Raw genomic sequence first — 19278 nt, forward strand, 5'->3', positions numbered from 1 at the left:
GGGCTGCGCGAGCGGTACCAATACTAACCAAACTCCGAATACCCAAGAGAACTATCGGGCAGACACACGGCGGGTGCTAACGTCCGTCGTGAAAAGGGAAACAACCCTAACCATCATCTAAGGCCCCCAAGTCATGGCTAAGTGGGAAACGATGTGGGATTGCTTTGACAATCAGGAGGTTGGCTTAGAAGCAGCCATCCTTTAAAGAAAGCGTAACAGCTCACTGATCAAGCGATCCTGCGCGGAAAATGTAACGGGGCTAAAGCCATGCGCCGAAGATATGGGTTTGCAGTTTACTGCAAGCGGTAGCGGAGCGTTCCGTAAGCCTGTGAAGGTCAACCGTGAGGTTGGCTGGAGGTATCGGAAGTGAGAATGCTGACATGAGTAACGATAAACAGTGTGAGAAACACTGTCGCCGAAAGACCAAGGGTTCCTGCGTAAAGCTAATCTGCGCAGGGTTAGTCGGCCCCTAAGGCGAGGCTGAAAAGCGTAGTCGATGGGAAGCAGGTAAATATTCCTGCACCAGCTGGAAGTGACGGATGGCATAACTTGTAAGGGCTTATTGGATTGTCCTTGCAGGGGCGTTGTCCCTGGAAATAACTCCAGCAGAGACCGTACCCGAAACCGACACAGGTGGTCAGGTAGAGCATACCAAGGCGCTTGAGAGAACTGTGCTGAAGGAACTCGGCAAATTGCACGCGTAACTTCGGAATAAGCGTGACTCACCCCAGGCAACTGGGAATGAGTGGCACAAGCCAGGGGGTAGCGACTGTTTAGCAAAAACACAGGGCTCTGCGAAGCAGCAATGCGACGTATAGGGTCTGACGCCTGCCCGGTGCCTGAAGGTTAAAGGGAGGAGTGAAAGCTCCGAACTGAAGCCCAGGTAAACGGCGGCCGTAACTATAACGGTCCTAAGGTAGCGAAATTCCTTGTCGGGTAAGTTCCGACCTGCACGAATGGCGTAACGACTTCCCCACTGTCTCCAGCACAGGCTCAGTGAAATTGAATTCCCCGTGAAGATGCGGGGTTCCCGCGGTCAGACGGAAAGACCCTATGAACCTTTACTATAGCTTCGCCTTGGCGTTAGCGACCGTATGTGTAGGATAGGTGGGAGGCTATGAAACCGGGGCGCCAGCTCTGGTGGAGCCATCCTTGAAATACCACCCTTACTGTCGTTGACGTCTAACCGAGATCCGTTATCCGGGTCCGGGACATGGCGTGGTGGGTAGTTTGACTGGGGCGGTCGCCTCCTAAAGTGTAACGGAGGCGCGCGATGGTGGGCTCAGACCGGTCGGAAATCGGTCGTCGAGTGCAATGGCATAAGCCCGCCTGACTGCGAGACTGACAAGTCGAGCAGAGACGAAAGTCGGCCATAGTGATCCGGTGGTCCCGAGTGGAAGGGCCATCGCTCAACGGATAAAAGGTACTCTAGGGATAACAGGCTGATTTTGCCCAAGAGTCCATATCGACGGCAAAGTTTGGCACCTCGATGTCGGCTCATCACATCCTGGGGCTGGAGCAGGTCCCAAGGGTATGGCTGTTCGCCATTTAAAGTGGTACGTGAGCTGGGTTCAGAACGTCGTGAGACAGTTTGGTCCCTATCTGCCGTGGGTGTTCGAAGCTTGAGAGGATCTGTCCCTAGTACGAGAGGACCGGGATGGACATACCTCTGGTGGACCTGTCGTGGCGCCAGCCGCGCAGCAGGGTAGCTAAGTATGGAATAGATAACCGCTGAAAGCATCTAAGCGGGAAACTAACCTCAAAACAAGGCTTCGCTGAGGATCGTGGAAGACTACCACGTTGATAGGCCAGGTGTGGAAGTGCGGCGACGCATGAAGCTTACTGGTACTAATAATCCGATCGGCTTGATCGTTTCTCAGCAAAACTCATTCGGTTCTACTTGCCGATAACAATACGCGACGATGTCTTCTCTTTTTTATGTGTCTGGTTGACCCCGTGGCTATGTCGGAGGTTCCACACCCGATCCCATTCCGAACTCGGTCGTTAAGCCCTCCAGAGCCAATGGTACTTCGTCTCAAGGCGCGGGAGAGTAGGTCGCCGCGGGGTCTACCAGATACATAAATCAGTCTTCTCATTCCTCTTGTCCTACCGAACTTCGGTCTACTTGAGGACTGTCTCGAACCCTTCTTCCTTCACTAACCGCCTTGCCGCGGGATGGAGCAGCCCGGTAGCTCGTCAGGCTCATAACCTGAAGGTCGCAGGTTCAAATCCTGCTCCCGCACCCAAGATTTCAACCCGCTATCCCTTCTGGATGGCGGGTTTTTCTTTGCCCAAATTCCCAAAACCCATCCGACCGGCGAAGGCGAAGGCCGGGGCTCTCCGCTCAATTCCTAGCTTCACGCCCCTCCTGCGCAGCAAAGGGGCTTCAGGTCAGTGGTGGGAATGTAAAATGCTGTAAAATCAGACATTTGGTTACAGTGTGAGCGTGGCCATACAAGGAGGCATGGGTTAGGTCCGCCTCCACTTCGGCCCCAGGGGGCGAGGCGTTGCATTAGTGCTGGACGGGTGTGAGCCCAAGGACTGCACCTGCGATGTCTTCGCCGTCCCCGATCATCGGGTCGAGGCGGAGACCTGAGACGTGTTGAAACTGCTGAAGTCCTTGCAGCGCCTGGCGCTGCGCGTGGTGCGCCTGTCGGCGCCTCTGGTTGTCGCGGGCGCGGCCGGTGTCGCGGCGGCGGCTGATCTGCAGATTTCATCCTACAGCTGGGACCCTGATCCCGTCGCGAACGGGGCTCAGGCAGATTTCACCATCCGGGTCAGCAACAATGATCTGGATCTGATCAACGACGCGGTCGTGACCGTGGCCGTGCCTGCTAACTTCACCGTTCTGGCGGCGTCGCTTCCCGCCTATTGCCTCCTTTCCGGCGCACCGGGCGGCCAGACCCTGCAATGCGATCTTCCGGCCCTGCCTGGCGGCGATTTCAATATCCGGTATTCCGCAGCCGCCACGGCGACAGGATCGCGTTCCTCGACCGCGACGATTTCCAGCCCGACCAATGTGGACCTGAACCCCGGCAACGACAGCCTGACGGTCGCACCGGCGGTTCAGTCAGGGGCGGATCTGACGGTGACCAAGACCGACAACGAGCCGGATCACTCCATCCCCGGCGGCGGCATCCTGACCTATACGCTGACGGCGTCGAACGCCGGACCGGACGCCACCGCCTCCATCCGTCTGACGGACAACCTGCCCGCCGCCGGCGATTTCGAATTCATCTCAGCCGCGGGCAGCGACTGGACCTGCACGCATATCGCCGCGACCGTCGTGTGCAACTATGGGGGCGCGCCTCTGAAGGGCGCCCTGCCGTCGGTCACGATCAAGGGACGTGTTCTGGCCAGCGGCGGCACGATCACTAACAACGCCTTCGTCGGGCTGACCAGCCCGACCGTGCTGGACCCGGACGGCGCGAATAACGCGGCGGCTCCGGTCGTCACCATGATCGAGCCTGGCGCCGACCTGGAGGCGGGCAAGACCATGCCCGCCACCATCATTCAGGGCGATGAAGTCGATATCGAGCTGACGATCCGTAACACCGGCCCCCTGACGGTCACCGGCGCCGTCATCGTCGACACGATCGCGCCCGAGTTCGAGATTCAGACGCCCCTGCCTGCAGGGTGTCTGGCGACGGGGCAGACGGTCAGTTGCACGGCGAACAGCCTGTCGACAGGCCAGAACCAGAAGTTCGCTATTCGCGTGACGGCGCTCGCGCCAACGGCAGGTAACGCCACCAATTCCGCCACGGTGACGGCGCCGGCGGGCATTACGGACCCGACTGCCGACAACAATACGGCCAACGCCAGCTATCGCATTGTCGAGCCGAACGCTGACCTGCGAACCAGCAAGGTCAAGGGCCCGAACCCGGTCGAGGCCGGTCAGGAAATGACCAGCACGATCACGATCCGTAATCTGGGGCCGTCGATCCTGAACTATGACGCGGCCAATCCGCTGCGCATTGTCGATACGGTGACGGCGGACGAGACCTATGTCTCGGCGGATGCGCCCTGGGTCTGTGCGGCGGCGGGCCTTGCGATCACCTGCGAACTGACGGGGCCGGGAAGTCTGGCGGTTGGCGCCGACGCGGTTCTGTCGCTCAGGACCCTGGCGGGCACGGGCATCGACCTTGAACTGAGCAACACCGCCTGTACGACGTCGGGCGCCCAGCCAGGCGACATCAACTCAGCCAACAACTGCGCCTCGGCCATATCGCGTTCGACGCCGAACGAGGCCGACCTGGAGATCGTCAAGGAGGTCAGCCTCAACCTGGCTGGCCCCTGGACCCAGACGCCCGCGCTGGCGATCGCCCAGGGCGACGCCGCCTTCTATCTGCGTTTCACTGTTCGCAACCTGGGCGGCGACACAGCGCGCACCGTGGTCGTCACCGATGACCTGCCCAACTTTATCAATGACGCGGCCAATGGTTTCACCACCGGCTTCGTGCTGGAGAGCGCGACCCAGGGCGCGCCCGCCTATACGACCAACAACGGCCGCATCACCTGGACCGTGACCGACCTCGCTGCCGGCGACGTCGAGACGGCGGTCGTCCGCATCAATCGCCCGGTCGAGAGCGGCGCTTTCGACAATACGGCCGAGGTGATGTCCCCGGACACCACGGAATTCAACCTGACGAACAATCAATCGACCGCCAGCTACAATATCGCGCCGATCACCGACATCACCCTCAACACCAAGTCGATTTCGCCAGCCCGGCTCAGGTCGGCGTGGTGGCGACCTATACCATCGGCGTGCGCGGCATGGGGCCGAACCCGGCCTCGGACGTGGTGGTGACGGACGTGATCGACCCCACGCGCTTTGAGCTGGTGGGGCTGCCGACCACGACCAAGGGCGGCGTGACCTGCAGCAAGACGGATGCGACCGGCGCGATCTCCTGCGCCATGGGGACGATCAATCGCGGTCAGACCTATCAGATCAACCAGCAGGTGAGGGCGCGTTTCCCCTTCGGCGGAGCGATCGACGGCTTCCCGATCGACCACACCAACACCGCCGCCGTGACCACTTCCACGACGGAAAGCGACAGCGCCAACAACAGTGTCAGCTTGACGCACCCGGTCATCGCTCCTGGCATGGACTTGGCGATCACCAAGCAGGAGCCGAGCGCCGAGTATGATCCCATGCCCTTTGGGTCTGGGCTCGTCTATGATCTGCGCGCGTCGAACTATGGTCCTTCGCGCGCCGGGAATGTCGTGATTACCGATATTCCCGCGCCGCCCGCGGGCTATGCGATGGCTTTGGATCGGTTTGAGGTGAACCCGGTCGGCGCAACAGGCGGCTTGACGCTCTATTCGCCGCCTGCGCCGGCCTGCGTGACGGTGGCAGGGGGGCTGATCGAATGCCGCCTGCACGGTTCGGATCCCGCGCTGAACTATCTCGACGAGCGTCAGCAGGTGGTCTTCCGACTGTTCATGACGGCGACGGGCGCGGCGCCGACGGGCTCCATGACCTTCTCCAACGGCGCACAGATCGTGTCGCTGGAACAGGACAATACGACCGTCAACCAGGCGGATAGCGAGCTGGCCAACAATACGGCGGTCCAGACCACGACCGTCATTCCCGCCACCGATCTGGAGGTTGTGAGCAAGACCCGCGTGACGCCGTCGCCGGTTCAGATCAACCAACCGGTTCAATACAACATCGTGGTCCGCAACAACGGCGTCTCGCCCACCACGCAGATGCGCGTCACTGACGCCCTGCCTGGGGGCTGGACGCGGGTGGCGACCGGCGAGGCCTTCAGCGTCAACGGCGCAGCTTCGGTCACGGCCATGACCTGTTCGGGAACCAGCAGTATTCTCTGCATCCTGAACGGCGACTTCCCGGCGGGCGCAGGCAATACCGTGACATTGACCTTGTTCGCCAAGGCGGCGCATCCCTTCGCCGGCGCGCTGGACACTGACCTGACCAATACGGCCAGCATCGCTCCGGGGCGCGACGGCAATAATAAGGAAATCAGCCGCGACACGAACGCGGCCAACAACACTCAGACCGCGACGACTCAGGTCACGCAGTCCTCGATCGCGGGCACGGTCTATCGTGACGACAACCGCAATGACGGGATTGACGCGGGCGAGGGCATGGCCGGGATCACGCTGACCCTGTCGGGCACGGACACGTTCGGCAACGCCATCTCCGGCCGTACGACGACCACGATCGCGGGCGGCGTCTTCACCTTCGACCGTCTGCCGGCCGGGACCTATCAGATCGTCGAGACCCAGCCCTCGGGCACGTTCGACCGTAATGAAACCGCAGGTTCGGCGGGCGGCGCCGTCAACAACACGACCTATGGCAGCGGCGCGGCGACCAATACGATTTCCAACATCGTCCTGCCGGCGGCGACGGCGGCGACGGGCTATGTCTTCCAGGAAGTCAGCGCGGCCAAGGTTTCGGGCTACGTCTATCGCGACCTGAATAATAATGGCCTGCGCGAAGCCGGCGCCGGCGAGATTGGCTATGCCCCCGCCGCCTTCGCCTCGACGCCGCACATCCGTCTGACGGGCACGGACTACGCTGGCGGGGCGGTAAACCTGACGGCCAATGTCAACGGGTCGGGCTTCTACGAGTTCGCCTCGGTTCCGCCGTCGAACGGCGCGGACGCCTATACGGTGACGCAACTGGTCCAGCCGAACGGCGCCTCCGATGGCAAGGACGCCAACGGCGGCCTCGTGATCGCCAACTCCAGCGGCCGCGCGGCGCCGGAAGGCTTCGACGTTGGCGCGGTGGCTCCGGCCGCCAACCTGACGGAGCGCAACTTTGGCGAATTGCCGACCTCGTCGCTCAGCGGCATGGTCTTCCTGGACCCCAATGCCGACGCTGTGCGCGGCGCGGGCGAGAGCACGGGCCTGTCGGGCGCCGTCATTCGCCTGACGGGTCTGAACGACCTGAACGAGGTGATCGACTGTGCCGTCACTACGACAGCGACAGGCCTCTACAGCTTCCCTGTCGTCGGCTCGGCCACGCCAACCTGTCAGGTGCTGCGTCCCGGAAACTATGCGCTGGAGATCACACCGGCGGCGGGTCTGACCCATACGGGCGCCTTCATTGGCAGCGTCGGCGGAAGCGCGGGCAGCCAGAGCGGCGCCGATACGGCGGCGCCGGGCGCGGCCAATACGAGTGTGACTGCCATCGCCGTGGTGGCGGGCGCGTCGGCGGGCAACTACGACTTCGGCGCCAGCGGCCAGGGCGTCAGCGGTTATGTCTATGTCGATCAGAACGACACAGGCGTCCGGGAGACGGGCGAGGTCGGCATTCCGGGCGTGAGCGTCACCCTGTCGGGCACGACGGCGAACGGCCAGAACGTCTGTGACCTGATCGACTGCACGGTCACGACCGATGCGGCGGGCGCCTTCATCCTCCTGTCGGTGCCGGGATCGGACGCGACGGGCTACACCCTGACCCAACAGGCGCAAACTGCTGCGCCCCTGTCCAACTACACCGACGGCAAGGATGCAGCCGGCGTGGTCGGCGGCGTCGTGCGCGGTACGGCGACGAACGACGTCATCAGCGGCATCGTGCTGAATACCGGCGAACTGGGCTCCAACTACGCCTTCGGCGAACTGGCCGGTTCGCTGGCCGGTCTGGTCTATGTCGACGGCAATGACGACGGCGTGCGTCAGGCCGGGGAGCTCGGTCTGGGCGGCGTCGAGATCATCCTGTCGGGCACGACCGCCGACGGTCAGGACATCTGCGCCTGGCGCGCGGCCCTGGACCCGAGCCAGACTTGCACGGTCACGACCAAGGCGGATGGGACTTACGGCTTCGATAACCTGCCGAAGGGGACCTATGCCCTGACGGAGACCCAGCCCAGCGCCTATGCCGATGGTCGTGAAGCCGCCGGTTCGGCGGGCGGCGCGGTCAACAACGGCGTCTTCGACGGCACGGCTGCGGCCAACACCATCGGCGGCATCGTTCTGGGCGCTGGCGTGGACGCGACCGACTATGTCGTTGGCGAGCGCGCCGTGGTCATCAACGGCACGGTCTTCAAGGACCCGGAACGCGACGGCGTGAACGGGGGCGGCGAGCCGCCTCTGGCTGGTGTCACCATCGAACTGGTCCAGAACGGCGTGGTCATCAAAACCACGACGACCGGCCCGGACGGAAGCTACAGCTTCATCGACCTGCCCGCCGGCGACTATACGGTGCGCGAGATCCAGCCGGACGGTTACGGCTCCTCGACGCCCAATGAGGTGTCGATCAACCTGACGCCGGGCCAGACCCAGACGGTCGACTTCGCCGACACGGTCAGCAGCATCGCCGGCCATGTCTTCGTCGACAGCAACAACGACGGCGTGCGTCAGGCTGGCGAGGCGCCCATAGCGGGCGTCGTCGTAACCCTGACCGGCACGGATGCGGCGGGCGGTGCGGTCAACCGCACGGCCACGACCAACGCCTCGGGCGCGTGGGTCATCGAGGACCTGCTGGCCGGGACCTATGTGATCACCGAGACCCAGCCGGCCAACTATTCGGACGGCCTGGACAGCGCCGGTTCGGTCGACGGCGTCGTGACGACGCCCGGCGACCAGATCAGCAACATCGTCCTGCCGGTAGCGACCGACGCGATCGACTATGCCTTCGGCGAGCGCGGTCAGGGCGTCAGCGGCCACGTCTATGTCGACCTGGACCTGAACGGAAAGAACGACGGCGGTGATCGCCCCCTGGCGAACGTGGTGGTCGAACTGCGCACGGCCTCGGGCGACCTGGTCGCCACGACCACGACGGGGCCGGATGGTTCCTACAGCTTCGGCGATGTTCCGGCAGGCGACTATGAGGTCATCGAGACCCAGCCTGCGGGCTATGGCGAGGGGCCGGAGCATCCGACCAACCGCGTGCCCGTTACCGTCGTCACGGATCAGAAGACGGCGCCGATCAACTTCGGCGAGCGCACCGGCTCGCTGTTGGGGCTGGTCTACAACGACACCAACAACAACGGCGTCCGCGACGCCAACGAGCCGCTCATCGGCGGCGTCACTGTCGTCCTGACGGGTACGGACGGGCGCGGCGAGGCGGTCACCCGCACCGCCGTGACCGGACCGGACGGAAGCTACCGCTTCACCGACCTGCCGGGCGGGACCTATGTGGTCACGGAAACCCAGCCGGACGGCTATGACGACGGACTGGACACGCCCGGCAGCTCGGGCGGCGTCTCGGACGGCGGCGACGCCATCACCGGCATCGTTCTGGCCCCGGCGGCCGAGGCGACCGGCTACCTGTTCGGCGAGCGCGGCGACGAGGCCCAGATCTCGGGCTCGGTGTGGATGGACTCTGACCACGACCGCGCACGCGGCGGCGGCGAGGCTCCGCAAGCGGGCTGGACCGTCGAGCTCTTCCTCGGCGACGTCCTGATCTCGACCACCCAGACCGGCGCCGATGGCGGCTATGCCTTCACCGGCGTGGCGCCCGGCTCGGGCTATGGCGTGCGTTTCCGCCACCCGGACAACAACGCCGTCTATGGCGGGGCGCGTCCGAACGAGACCGGCGCGGCCTTCGTCAACGGCGTGACCTCGGCCTCCAACGCGGGCGGCGCGACCCTGACCGACCGCGAACTGACGGGCATCACCCTGACGCCGGGCGCCGCCGTGACCCAGCAGTCGCTGCCGCTGGACCCGTGGGGCGTGGTCTATGACTCAGTCCGCCGCACCGCCATTCCGGGCGCGACGGTCCAGATCACCGGCCCGGCCGGCTTCGATCCCGCCCTGCATCTGCTGGGCGGAACCGGCAACGTGCGTCAGATCACCGACGCCCTGGGCCAGTACCAGTTCCAGCTGATGGCCTCGGCTCCGGCGGGCGCCTACAGCCTGTCGGTGACGCCGCCGAACGGGACCTACAACCCGAACCAGCCGTCGACGATCATTCCGCCCTGCGCGGGACCGCTGACGGTCAATGCGACGCCGGACCCCCTGCTGGTCTCGACCAGCAACGGCCCGCCGCCGCTGGGCACGGCCGAAGGCTGCCTGACGGGCGTGATGACGACCGGCTATGTGCTGAACTTCAACCTGACGCCGGGGGTCTCGGCCAACGTCGTCAACAACAACATCCCCCTGGATCCGATTCTGGAGGGCGCGATCGAGGTCACGAAGACGACCCCGATGGTCAACGTCGTGCGCGGCGGTCTGGTCCCCTATGTCATCACGGCCCGCAACACCCTGGCCGGGACGCTGACGGGCCTGACCCTGACGGACCGCGTGCCGGCCGGCTTCCGCTATCGCGAGAGCAGCGCCCGTATCGACGGCGTGGCGGTCGAGCCGATCCAGAACGGCCGTCTGCTGACCTGGAACGACCTGACCTTCGCGGCGGGCGAGACCAAGCGTCTGGAGCTGATCCTGGTGGTTGGTTCGGGCGTGGTCGAGGGCGAGCACACCAACGTCGCCTTTGCGGTGAACCCGATCGTCGATCAGGTCATCTCCAACCTGGCCGAGGCCACGGTGCGGATGATCCCCGACCCGGACTTCGACTGCACCGACATCCTGGGCAAGGTCTTCGACGACCGGAACGGCAACGGCGTTCAGGACGACGGGGAACCGGGTCTGCCGGGGGTGCGTCTGGCGACCGCGCGCGGTCTGCTGATCACCACGGACGCCGAGGGCCGGTATCACATCACCTGCCCGATGATCCCGAACGAGGACCGCGGCTCCAACTTCATCGTGAAGCTGGACGACCGGACCCTGCCGACGGGCTACCGCGTCACCTCGGGCAACCCGGAAACGGTGCGCCTGACGCGCGGCAAGTTCGCCCGCCTGAACTTCGGCGCCAGCCTGCACCGCGTGGTCCGTCTGGACCTGAACGGGGAGGCCTTCGACGGCGAGGCTCTGCGTCCGGAGTTCGAACAGCAGTTCGAGGGCCTGATCGGGACCCTGGCCGAGCGTCCCTCGGTCCTGCGTCTGGCCTATGCCTCGCAAGGCGAAAGCGCGGACCTGATCAAGGACCGCCTGGCCCAGGTCCGTCGTCGTCTCCAGGACCGCTGGAACGATGAGCGCGGCCGCTACCGACTGGTCGTCGAAGAGGAGACCGTCGTCCCGTCCACCCCTCATGAGGGAGGCGTGCAATGATCCGCGCGTCGAACAAGCTGCTGACCGCCCTGCTGATGGGCGGATCAGCCATCGCCCTCGCCACCGGGGTTCAGGCCCAGGAGGCCGCCGCTGACGACCGTTCGGTCTATTGCGGCCGCGACACCGACCGCCGCTGCGGTCCTGTGGCGGACGATGCGGCGGTCGAACGCCGCAGCGTCGGGAACAACCTGGAAGCCGCTGATCGCGGGGCGGCGCGTCCGTTCCGCGTCAGTGTGGACGGGGCAGGGGAGGATGCTGATGATCTCCGCGCCGACCGGCAGCGTCGTCAGGATCTGGCTCTGGCCGGCGCCGACGTGCGAATCCAGGCCACGGCCTTCGACGTGCGCCCGGTGCTCAGCATCGTCGCTGACCAGCCGGTGATCCGCGCTGGCGAAACCGTCCGCTTCTTCACCCTCAGCAACTATGCCGCCTATGTCGCGCGCGCCGAGGTGCGGATCTTCCGCGATGATCAGAGCACTGAGGAAGCGCCCCTGACCGTCATCCCGGCGCGGCTTGGTCAGCCGGTCTTGTGGACGACCGACCGCGATCAGCCAGGCGAGCATCGCTATCGCTATGTGCTGCGCGTCTATGACGCCGACGGCCGCTACGACCAGACCTCGGCGACGATGCTGGCCGTGACCCATGCGATCAATGTGACCAAGCCGGACATCCTGGCCGGGCCGTCGTTCGAGAATATGCGCGTCATCGACGCCATCTCGGTCAAGGGCGCCGCCGTCACTATCAGCGGCGAGGTCGAGGACCCCGCCACCCGCGTGACCGCCTTCGGAACCACGGTTCCGGTGGATCGCACGGGCCGCTTCATGGTCCAGCAGATCGTGCCCGCCGACACCGCCGCCGTGGCGGTGCAGGTGGCGCGTCCCGGTCAGGCGCCGGTCGATCTGGTGCGCGAGATCGTGTTGCCGCGCACCGACCGCTTCTTTGTCGGCATCGCCGACATCACGGCGGGCAGCCGCAGCTTCGACGCCGCCAAGCATGAACTACTGGGCGATGCGGGCGATCACCGCAACGACTTCGTCGATGGTCGTCTGGCCTTCTACTTCAAGGGCGTGGTGAAGGATGACTGGCGTCTGACGGCCTCGGCCGACACCGGCGAGCAGCCGCTGAAGAGCCTGTTCGACGGCTTCCTGGAAAAGGACCCGCGCTCGCTGCTGCGCCGCATCGACCCGGAGATGCACTATCCGGTCTATGGCGACGACTCGGTCACGGTCGAGGACGCCCCGACCTATGGCCGCTTCTATCTGCGCGCCGAGAACGAGAACACCGACGCCCTGTGGGGCGTGTTCCAGAGTCGTCTGGGCGGCAATGAGCTGATCCGTCACCAGCGGACCCTCTATGGCGCCAATCTGGACTGGCGTAGCGACGCTGTGACCGCGACCGGCGAACGCCGCACCGAGGTCAATGGCTTCGCCGCCGACCCCGGCACCATCGCCAGCCGCGAGGACTTCGCCTCGACCGGGGGCTCGGTCTACTTCTTCCGCAACCGCGACATTGCGCCGGGTTCGGAGCGGGTCTTCCTGGAAGTCCGCGACAAGGATTCCGGCCTGGTGCTGGAACGACAGGAACTGATCGCCGCCCGCGACTATGAAGTGAACTATCTTCAGGGGCGGGTCGTCATGCGCAACCCGCCGCCGATGACCGCCGACGCCAACAGCTTCGTGTCCCAGTCGTCGCTGGCCGGAAACCCGGTCTGGGTCGTGGCCACCTACGAGTATTCGCCGGGCCTGACACGGCCGGAGGCCTTCACCACGGGCGGGCGGGCGCAGCACTGGCTGACCGACCGTCTGCGCGTCGCCGGCAGCGCCTATCATCAGGGCGAGGACCAGGCCTCGCAGGATCTGTTCGGCGCCGACGTCCTGTATCAGCACGCGCCCAACAGCTTCGTGAAGCTGGAGTTCGCCCAGGCGGACGGGCCGGGCGACGGCGCCTATCTGTCGTCCACCGGCGGCTATGACTTCACCAAGGTTCAGACCGAGGCCGACAAGGCCAACGCCGTCAGCCTGACCTTCGCCGGTCAGCTGGACGAACTGGGACTGGAGCGCGACGGCCGCTTCGGCGGCTACTGGAAGACGCGCGAGGCCGGCTTCTCCGCCCCCGGCGAGCTGACCTTCGGCGAGACCCTGGATCAGTACGGCGGCGTCTTCGACATGGCGCTCAGCGACACGGTCCGTCTTCAGGCCAAGGGCGACGTCACCGACGGTCGCCTGACCGAGCGTCATGCGGTCGAGGTCGGCCTGCGTCGCGAGACGGCGGCGGGCTGGTTCGGTTCGGTCGGGGTCCGCTCGGACAAGCAGCAGGGTCAGCGCACGCCCTACAGCCCCCTCTATGTCCCGCCGCCCAGCGAGGGCACGCGGACCGACGCGGCGGTGTCGGTCGGCTATCGCCACACGCCAAGCCCTGAGACCCCCAACGTCGAGCAGCGCGACGCCCCCTGGGCCGTCTGGACCTTCGCACAGGCGACGCTGGACCACGACGGCGGGCGTCAGTCGAACGACCGTTTCGGCCTCGGCGGCGAATATCAGGTCCACGACCGGCTCAGGTTCAAGGGCGAGGTCTCGGACGGCGACATGGGCTTCGGCGCAGACGTGCGGGCGGACTTCGCCATGACGGATCGCGGCAGCCTCTATCTGGGCTACGCCCTGGCCGGCGAGAACCCCGACGCCATGACCGGCGGTCGTCTGGGCCGCCTGACCGGCGGCGCGCGTCAGCAGATAGGCGAGAAGACCAGCGTCTTCGCCGAGCAACGCTATGACCACGGCGACGGCCCCACCGGCTGGACCCAGGCCTACGGCGTCGACTTCAGCCCCATCGAGGCCTGGACCTTCGGCGCGCGCTACGAGACCGGCTCTCTGGCCGACGCTCTGGGCCAGGAGATCGACCGCATGGCCATCGGCGCCACCGCCGACTACGGCAGCGACCGCCTGCGCTGGGCCTCGGCCCTGGAATACCGCAAGGACGAGGGCGACACGGTCGGCGAGCGCACCACGGTCGCCACCCGCAATCAGGTGACGCTGAAGGCCACGCCGTCGCTACGCCTGTTCGCCAAGGCCAACATCTCCCTGTCCAACTCGGATCAGGCGATGGCGATGAACGCCGACTACTACGAGCTGGCGCTGGCCGGGGCCTATCGTCCGGTCGACAACGACCGGCTCAACCTGCTGACCAAGTACACCTATCTGGCCGACCTGCCGTCGCCGGCCCAGGTGGACGCCCTGGGGCAGTCGCTGGACTATGCCCAGCGCAGCCACATCGCCGCCGTTGACGGGACCTATCAGGTCACGCCGCGTCTGGCGGTCGGGGCCAAGGTGGCCTGGCGTCTGGGCGAGCTGCGCGCCTCTCGCGACGAGAGCGCGCCCTGGTTCGACAGCGAGGCGGTCTTCTGGGCCGTGCGCGCCGACTATCAGATCGTCCGCCGCTGGGACGTCCTGGTCGAGGTGCGCGAGCTGTCGATCAAGGAGGCGCAGGACAGCCGTCTGGGGGCTCTGGTCGGCGTCTATCGCCACTTCGGCGACCACGTGAAGCTGGGCGTCGGCTACAACTTCACCGACTTCTCGGACGACCTGGGCGACCTCAGCTACGACGAGCGCGGCTGGTTCGTGAACCTGATCGGCAAGTTCTGATCGCGAGGTTGAAGCTAGACCGCGTCGGCGAAAGGGCCACCGTCAAAGACAGCAGCGGAACCCGATGTGGGAGGCGGTGGTGTCGGTGGCCTGGGGCAGCCGGGCAGGAGGGCGATAGCGGCTGCAGTAGTCTGCTGTGCAGAGATGGGAGCCGCCCTTCAGCACCTTGAAGACGTTGGCGGACGGTCGGGCCGACACCCCGCAGCAGCGCTTGGGCGGCGAGCCGGTGTGATGGGGCTGATAGGCGTCGAGGGTCCATTCCCAGACGTTGCCGATCATGTCGGACAGGCCCCAGGCGTTCGGCGGATAATGGCCGACGGGCGAGGTGCGCTCATAGCCGTCGCCGAGACTGTTGCGGTGGGGAAAGGCGCCCTGCCACAGGTTGGCCATGTGCCGACCCTCGGGTTCAAGGACGTCGCCCCAGGCGTATTCGGTCGTGGACCCGGCGCGGGCGGCGTACTCCCACTGCGCCTCGCTGGGCAGGGTCTTTCTCGCCCAGCGCGCATAGGCCAGGGCGTCGGCGAAACCGACATGCACGACAGGATGATCGTCCAGCCCCTCGATTGAGGAGCCGGGCCCCAGCGGATGCCGCCAGTCGGCGCCGGGCACGATGCGCCACCATTGCCCCGCATCGTTGAGCGGCACAGGACCGGGCGGCGGCGTGAAAACCAGGGAGGATGGCGCCAGCATGTGCGCCGGGACACCGGGATAGTCCGCCGGATTGACCGGAGTCTCGGCCAGCGTTCGATGCCCGGTGTCGGCGATGAAGGCGGCAAAGCGGGCGTTGGTCACAGGCACGGCGTCGATGGCGAAGGCCTCGACTTGGCGGCGGTGGGCCGGGCGTTCTTCGACGTAGTGATGGTCCGAACCCATGACGAAGTGGCCCGCAGGCAGGGCGGTCATCGTCACGGGATCCTTGGACCGGCTCAATGGGCTACTCTTTGGTGCGGAAATCGATCTGGTGGTCGGGGAAGTGGACGCTGGTGTTGCCATAGGCGTTCTTGCCGGCGATCTCTGGCGTCCAGAGGATGTTGTTGTCCCGCTGGCAACCTTCCCACGCCGCCTTCATCGTAGCCAGTTGCTGGGGCTCGGCCTGGCTCAGATCGGTCGCTTCGGTTGGGTCGCGGCGGGTGTTGTAAAGCTCCCAATCGCCGCTGCCCCAGGGCGCATTGCTGTAGGTCAGCTTGAAATCGCCGATGCGAACGGCGACGCGACCGAACAACTCCAGACACTGGGTGGCGTCATCGGGGTGAACCTGGTCCGTCTGGCCCATCAGGAAGGGCACCGCCGAGCGCCCCTGCAGCGGTGGAACAGCGGCGCCGTCTTCCGCAGGATGCCGCGTCTGGGCCAGTTGCAGGAAGGTGGGCGCCCAGTCCTTCACCCCGACATAGGCGTCGCTGAGGCTGCGCCGAACGCCGGGACCCGCGACGAAGGCCGGGGTGCGGGTGCCGCCCTCATAGGTGAAGGCCTTGAACAGGCGGAAGGGCGCCGAGCTGACGCGCGCCCAGTTGGGGCCGTAGCCGATGAAGGAGTTGCGCCGCCCCATGTTGTCGAGGCTGTTGTCGAAGGTCGCCTGGATCCACTCGCGGTTCTTTTCGCTGATGTCCTCGGCGTCGCTGCCTTCTGCGCCATTGTCGGAGAAGAAGACGAAGACGGTGTTGTCGTATTCGCCGGTGCGCTTCAGCTCCGCGACCAGTCGTCCGACATTGTCGTCCATGTTGGCGATCATGGCGGCGTAGACCTCCATGCGCCGGGCCTCCTTGGCCTTGTCTTCGGCCGACAGCGCGTTCCACGCGGGCCAGACGCCGGGGGCCGGGGCGGGCGTGACGTCCTGGGCGATGACGCCCCTGGCCTTCATGCGCTCGATCCGCTGATCGAGGATCACGTCATAGCCCACGTCGTAGACCCCGCGATAACGGTCCAGATAGGCGTCGGGCGCCTGAAGAGGCCAGTGCGGGGCGGTATAGGCGATGTAGGCGAAGAAGGGCTTGTCGTCCTTGACGCTGTCGATGTTCTGCAGAATCCGGTCGGTATAGTAGTCTGTCGAGAAGAAGTTCGCGGGCAGGTCGACCAGTGCGCCGTCGTCGCGATAGCTGGCCTTGGGCGCGGCGAAGATGGTGCCGCCCTGGGTGAAGTGGTCGGCGCCGCCGTTCAGCAGGACGAAGGAATGATCGAAGCCGCGGGCCTGAGGGCTCTGACCTTCCTCCTTGCCCAGGTGCCACTTGCCCACCATGAAGGTGTGGTAGCCGGCGTCTTGCAACAGGCGCGGGAAGGGCACGACCCGATCATTGAGCGCGCCTTCATAGCCGGGCACGCCGACCTGTTCGGGGGCGATGACCTCGGCCATCGTGCCCAGCCCCGCGATGTGGTTATCGACGCCGCTCATCAGCATGGCGCGCGTCGGAGAACAGGCCGGCGAGGCGTGGAAATTGGTCAGTTGCACGCCGCTGGCCACCAGGGCGTCCAGATTGGGCGTGGCGATCTCGCTGCCGAAGGCGCTGAGGTCGGAAAAGCCCATGTCGTCGGCGACGATCAGCACGATATTGGGCCGGGCGTCGCGCTGGGGCGTGGGCGCCGTCAGCGGGGCCGGCGCGGAGGGGGTCTGCGCCTGAAGCGCGACCGGCGAGAGGCTGAGGAGAGAGACGCCGCCCAGAAGGGCGGGCAGCAGGCGTTTCGCGATCTTCATGGCGGGGTCCGTGTTCTTTCTATGGGGCTCAGAACATGAAAGTCAGATCGACGAGCGAGTAGAAAACGTCGCGGCCGCCCGCGCGTTTCATTCCGTCGGACACGTCGAAGTAGGCGGCTTCCACACTCAGGAAGAGGTTGGGATTGATGGTCCACTGCACCGTGACGTCGGGCTGCATGCCGATGTAGCCGATCGAGGGATCGGCGGTGCCGGGCAGGGGCGCGAAGCCGCGGCCATAGACGGCGTCGTCGCGGTCCTGCTTCCAGTACCAGCGGTTATAGGCCGACAGGCGTACGGCTTTGGACAGGTTGAGGGCCAGGGTCGGTCCGGCCTCGACCAGATTGCTGCCGGCCAGATAACCGCTGGCGGCGTAGTACTGCTGGCCTGTGTAGAGGGGCGTGAAGGTCTGGATCTTGCCGCCGTCGCGACCGCCGCTGACGGCGTCGAAGCGGGCGCCGATGCGGGGCTTCAGCGGCGAGGACTGGATGACGTAGCCGGCGTCGGCATAGACGGCCCAGGCCTCCACATCCTGCCCGGCGAAGGAGCCGCCCTGGCGGACCACGGTGGTGTCCAGCTGGATCGGTCCGGCCTTGCCCCACAGGCGGGCGCCCAAGCCGTGGCGTTCATCCTCGCCGACCAGCCCGGCCATGGCCAGATTGCGCGACTTGAAGCCGATGTAGAAGGGATCGAGGTTCAGGGCCACGGCGTCGTTGGCCATGTGGGGCAGGGCGAAGCTGCCGTAAACGCCCCAGATCTTGCGGCCCGGATTGGCGCTGTCGCCGAAGACCTCCTCGGTGTTGGCCACGTTCTCGACCGCCAGGACGTCGATGCGCGCCGACGGGGATCGATACTGTGCCGTCACGCCTTCGAAGGTCAGCGGAATATTGGCGAAGGGCTGGGTCGACAGGATCAGTCCATTGCCCAGCCAGATTTCCTGACGCCCGCCGCGCAGGCTGACGCTGCCGTCGCCCAAGGGGGCGCTGACCTCGACGAAGGCCTGTTGCAGGGCCAGGTCGTTGCGTTGCCGCGGGGGCTGGGGGCCGATGTCGCGGCCGTTGATCTGACCGCTGGCCAGTTCGCCATAGACCCTGACGTGCGAACCGAGATGCAGGTCTGCGCCGTAGATGTGACGGAAGCCCATGAACAACTGATCGCTGTAGTTCTGGCCGATCAGGGATTCATGACTGTAGCTGTTGAACTGGACGCGCTCCATGCCGCTCAGCGACAGGTTGACGTCGCCGTTGGCGTTCAGCGGCATGTATTTCAGCGCTGCCAGCCCTTTCGTGGAGACTTCGGCCGGGGCTTGCGGCGCTGCGGTGTCGTTGAAGCGCAGCAGATAATAGGGACCGACGCGCGGACCGAGGCCCGCTTGCGGGGGCAGGACGGCTGGCATGGGCGAGGGAGCCGCCGGGGGAGCTCCATCTTGCGCCAGGGCGGACGAAAGAGAGAGCGCGGACAGCGCCAGCGCCAAGGCGCAACTGTAGCGGTGCGACGAATATTCCATGGGGTCCTCTCCCGATTTTTTCTTTTCACTCTTTTGGAGCGAGGAGGGGTTGGCCAATAATTCTTCGGCATGAGGCGATAGCGAAACCACGATCTTGCCGATGACGAGCGGGCCCGTCTTACGGAACGAACCCTTCCCAGACCGCGTTCGCGAGCAGTGAGGTGAGACGGCGCGCCCCGCCGTCGATCGCAAAGAAAACGGCATCGCCACATGGCGCGTCATGCCGTTTCGGCATCAGGTTTTCGAGAAATGCTATTGGGAAAACCACCCCGTCCTGACGACCTTGGTCACGCGGCGCACGTTTCATCGCGTCGAGCAGAGCCAAGGCGCAGTGAAAGGAGCGACTTCATGAACCGTCATGTCGTTGATCTCGC

Annotated in this window: 6 protein-coding genes, 1 tRNA gene and 2 rRNA genes (1 of these 9 only partly in view); 6 read left to right on the forward strand and 3 right to left on the reverse strand. The window is 65.3% G+C overall.

Features of this window, described 5'->3' with window-relative positions; all coding sequences use genetic code 11:
- The 6 genes from P0Y52_03195 to P0Y52_03220 form a co-directional block, all read left to right on the forward strand.
- Positions 1 to 1873, forward strand: a 23S ribosomal RNA gene (locus P0Y52_03195); it begins 913 nt to the left of the window's first position.
- Positions 1874 to 1952: 79 nt separating this feature from the next.
- Positions 1953 to 2067, forward strand: a 5S ribosomal RNA gene (rrf, locus tag P0Y52_03200).
- Positions 2068 to 2169: 102 nt separating this feature from the next.
- Positions 2170 to 2246: transfer RNA gene (locus P0Y52_03205), tRNA-Met, on the forward strand.
- A gap of 353 nt (positions 2247 to 2599) precedes the next feature.
- Positions 2600 to 4807 (forward strand): hypothetical protein, encoded by a 2208-nt coding sequence (locus P0Y52_03210; protein ID WEK58559.1) that lies wholly within the window; start codon positions 2600 to 2602, stop codon positions 4805 to 4807.
- Positions 4744 to 11076 carry an SdrD B-like domain-containing protein gene (locus tag P0Y52_03215; protein WEK58560.1) on the forward strand — a complete coding sequence of 2111 codons (6333 nt, stop codon included), beginning with the start codon at positions 4744 to 4746 and terminating at the stop codon, positions 11074 to 11076. The genes P0Y52_03210 and P0Y52_03215 overlap by 64 nt, the downstream gene beginning before the upstream one ends.
- The gene (locus tag P0Y52_03220; protein ID WEK58561.1) at positions 11073 to 14714 is read left to right on the forward strand and encodes a hypothetical protein; all 3642 of its coding nucleotides are present in this window, start codon (positions 11073 to 11075) and stop codon (positions 14712 to 14714) included. Before P0Y52_03215 ends, P0Y52_03220 begins: the two co-directional genes overlap by 4 nt.
- Positions 14715 to 14756: 42 nt before the next feature.
- On the opposite strand, the gene P0Y52_03225 is transcribed toward P0Y52_03220, so the two are convergent.
- The 3 genes from P0Y52_03225 to P0Y52_03235 are packed head-to-tail and all read right to left on the reverse strand — an operon-like array spanning position 14757 to position 18793.
- Positions 14757 to 15617, reverse strand: a complete 861-nt coding sequence (locus P0Y52_03225) for a formylglycine-generating enzyme family protein (protein ID WEK58562.1) — start codon at positions 15615 to 15617, stop codon at positions 14757 to 14759.
- Between the two features lie 31 nt (positions 15618 to 15648).
- The gene (locus tag P0Y52_03230) at positions 15649 to 17400 is read right to left on the reverse strand and encodes an arylsulfatase (protein WEK58563.1); all 1752 of its coding nucleotides are present in this window, start codon (positions 17398 to 17400) and stop codon (positions 15649 to 15651) included.
- A 28-nt stretch (positions 17401 to 17428) separates the two neighbouring features.
- Positions 17429 to 18793, reverse strand: a complete 1365-nt coding sequence (locus P0Y52_03235; GenBank protein WEK58564.1) for an alginate export family protein — start codon at positions 18791 to 18793, stop codon at positions 17429 to 17431.
- Positions 18794 to 19278 lie beyond the last annotated feature (485 nt).

This window comes from Candidatus Brevundimonas phytovorans (assembly GCA_029203145.1).
GTDB lineage: Bacteria > Pseudomonadota > Alphaproteobacteria > Caulobacterales > Caulobacteraceae > Brevundimonas > Brevundimonas phytovorans.